Source organism: Actinosynnema sp. NPDC059797, assembly GCF_042732085.1.
GTDB lineage: Bacteria > Actinomycetota > Actinomycetes > Mycobacteriales > Pseudonocardiaceae > Actinosynnema.
On the sequence record NZ_JBHWIE010000568.1, the window covers coordinates 1 to 3,307 of the forward strand.

At 76.9% G+C, this 3,307-nt stretch carries 3 protein-coding genes; 2 read left to right on the forward strand and 1 reads right to left on the reverse strand.

Going from position 1 to position 3,307, the window contains the following annotated elements; all coding sequences use genetic code 11:
• The coding region (locus ACFV4N_RS41715) for a dihydroxy-acid dehydratase domain-containing protein (RefSeq protein WP_499678222.1) at positions 1–1,125 on the reverse strand (1,125 nt) is incomplete at its 3' end.
• 129 nt (positions 1,126–1,254) lie between these two features.
• Here ACFV4N_RS41715 and ACFV4N_RS41720 point away from each other — a divergent pair.
• The gene (locus ACFV4N_RS41720; protein ID WP_499678224.1) at positions 1,255–2,271 is read left to right on the forward strand and encodes a zinc-dependent alcohol dehydrogenase; all 1,017 of its coding nucleotides are present in this window, start codon (positions 1,255–1,257) and stop codon (positions 2,269–2,271) included.
• Positions 2,272–2,367: 96 nt separating this feature from the next.
• On the forward strand, positions 2,368–3,307 hold a 940-nt coding region (locus ACFV4N_RS41725), incomplete at its 3' end, for a hypothetical protein (RefSeq protein WP_499678223.1).

Sequence of the window (3,307 nt, forward strand, 5' to 3'; positions counted from 1 at the left end):
GCCGCGCAGCACCGCGATGCCGCCCTCGGCGACCAGCGGCGCGGACCGCGGCCGGATCACCTCCGGGTCCCAGGTCGGCGCGTCGTCCAGGTAGGACACCAGGGGCCGGCCCGTGACGGTCAGCGCGTCCGGGTCCAGCAGGTCCCGCACCTCCCGCAGCACCGCGAGCAGGCCGCCGGCCCGGTGGAGGTCCTCCATCAGGAACCGCCCGGCCGGCAGCAGGTCCACCAGCACCGGCACGCGCGAGCCGATGCGGTCGAAGTCGTCGACGGTCAGCTCGACGCCCAGGCGCCCGGCGATGGCCAGCAGGTGCACCACGGCGTTGGTGGAGCCGCCGATCGCGGCCAGCGCCACGATCGCGTTGCGGAACGACCCCTCGGTGAGGAACGAACCCGGCCGCCGGTCGGCGGCGATCATGCCCACGACCAGCCGCCCCGTGCGGTGGGCGGCCTCCAGCAGGCGGCTGTCCGGCGCGGGCGTGCCGGCCACCCCGGGCACCACGACGCCCAGCGCCTCGGCGACCAGCGCCATCGTGGAGGCGGTGCCCATGGTGTTGCAGTGGCCCCGGCTGCGGATCATCGCCGATTCCGACCGGGTGAACTCCTCGGCCGACAGCGTGCCCGCCCGCACCTCCTCCGACAGCCGCCACACGTCGGTGCCGCACCCCAGCGGCACGCCCCGGAACGTGCCGGTCAGCATCGGCCCGCCCGGCACCACCACGGCCGGCAGGTCGACCGACGCGGCGGCCATCAGCAGCGCCGGGATGGTCTTGTCGCAGCCGCCCAGCAGCACCACCCCGTCGACCGGGTTGGCCCGCAGCATCTCCTCCGCCGCCATCGCGGCCATGTTGCGCCACAGCATCGCGGTCGGCCGCAGCTGCGTCTCGCCCAGCGACACCACCGGCAGCTCCAGCGCGACCCCGCCCGCCTCGTGCACGCCCGTCCGCACCGACCGGGCGACCTCGGTCAGGTGGGAGTTGCACGGCGTGAGGTCCGAGGCGGTGTTGGCGATCGCGACCTGCGGCCGGTCGAAGGCGTCACCGGGCGTGCCGCGCCGCATCCACGCCCGGTGGATGTAGGCGTCGCGACCCTGACCCGCGTACCACTGCGCGCTGCGGAGCTCCACTGCCGACCGCCTCCCGGGCCCTGGGTTACGGTGATCCGGACGCCGAACTCCCCCGAAGGTACGCACATGCCCGACGACGCGACAGCACCCGGCACCGAGGCGGGCCGCGCCCGCGCCGCGACGAGCACGATGCGCGCCTTCGTGCTCACCGCACCGGGGAGGTGCGCGGTCCAGGAGGTGCCGGTCCCGGTCGCCGCGCCCGGCGAGGTCGTCGTGGACGTCGAACGGGTCGGCGTGTGCGGCACGGACGTCGAGTTCTTCACCGGCGAGATGGCCTACCTGCACGAGGGGCACTCGTCCTACCCGATGCGGCTGGGGCACGAGTGGGCGGGCCGCGTGGCCGAGGTCGGCGACGGCGTGGACCCCGCCTGGCTCGGCAGGCGCGTCATGGGCGACACCATGATCGGCGACGGCACCTGCCGCCGCTGCCTGCGCGGCCGCCCGCACGTGTGCGAGCGGCGGCAGGAGGTCGGGATCCGCGACGGCCGCCCCGGCGCGCTCGCCGAGCGGCTGGCCGTGCCCGCCTCGTCCCTGCACGCCCTGCCGGACGCGGTGGACCCCGTGCTCGGCGCGCTGGTCGAACCCGGCGGCAACGCCCTGCGCGCGGCCCGCGCCGCGGGCACCGGGCCGGGGGACCGGGCGCTGGTCCTCGGCCCCGGCACGATCGGCCTGCTGACCGCCCTGTTCCTGCGCGCCGCGGGCGCCGAGGTGCACCTCATGGGCGTCACCCCGGACTCCCTCGCGTTCGCCCGCTCCCTCGGCTTCGAGCACACCTGGACCGAGCGCGACCTCCCGGACCTGCCGTTCGACGCGGTCGTGGACGCCTCGAACGCGCCGCACCTGCCCGCCCTGGCGCTCGACGCGGTCGAACCGGGCGGCCGGCTGGTCTACATCGGACTGGCGGGCACGCCCAGCGCCGTCGACACCCGGACCCTGGCGCTCAAGGACGTCACCGCGGTCGGCGTCCTGTCCGCCTCGCCGGGGCTGGCCGCCACCATCGAGGCCTACGCCACCGGCGCGGTCGACCCGCGCCCGCTCGTCGCCGCCTCCGTCGGCCTCGACCAGGTCGGCGCGGTGCTCGCCGGGCGACGACCCGCCGGGGCCGGTCCCGGGCCCAAGGTCCACGTCGACCCGTGCCTGCCCTGACGACCCGTGCCCGCCCTCCGACGGCCCTGCCTGCCCTGTCGGGGGTCGTGCCCGGCCTGACGTGCCGTCCCCGACCGGGCGGCTAGGGTCGCGCGGGTGAGGTACCGGGGGTTCGACGCGCAGCTGTCCGAGCGGCTGGACGCCTGCTCGCCCGACCAGGCTTACCTGGTGCAGCGGGTGCTGGGCGCCGTCGAACCGACCGCCATCCACAGCCGGCACGCGTCCGCGCTCGCGGGGCTGGTCACCGAACTGCCCCGGCTCCACGCCGCCCTCACCCACCACCACGGGATCGGCCAGCCGCAGAAGCACCTGGTCGACAAGCTGTGCGAGAACGTCCTCGGCCGGCTGCCGGTCGTCGTGGAGGCGTGGGGCGAGGAGGTGCTGGCGCCGATCGAGGCGGTGCTGGTCGGCGTGCGGGCGGCGGTCGCCGCGGGCCCCGGCGACGGCTCCCGCGAGTACGCCGGCACCATCCTGGAACCGCTGCGGCTGGCCGTCGCGGCGCTCGACGACGTGCTGGCCGACCGCTTCGCCCGGGTGTGGAAGTCCCCGGACGGGTCGCTGGACCTCGTCGCCGACGAGGTCGCCTGCCTGCTGGCCCGGGTGGACCGCGACCCGGTCGCCGCGGAGCAGGACCAGGCCCGGCTGACCGCCTGGGACGCCCACGCCGTGTGGCGGACCCTGCTGCCGCCGGCGGCGCCCCACCGGGCCGCGCTGGTCGTGCGCGGCACGAGCGCCCTGGCGGACCTGGAGGTGTTCGACCCGACCGCGGACCAGGCGCCCCTGCGCTCGGCGCACCGGATGCGCTGGGGCCCGGCGACGAACCGGCTGCGCGCCTTCGTCGCGCACACGCCGCCCGGCGGCGAGGCGTGCGTGGTCAGCCTGGTCGTCTCCGCCGTCGACCGGCCCTCGGCCGCGCGGCGCGCCCGCCGCGCCCTGGCCGAACTGCTCGACCAGTACACCGCGGGCACCCGGCTGCTGACCCTGGCCGTGGACGCGCGCGTGCTGGTCAACCGCCTGGGCGGCCCGGACACCGAGG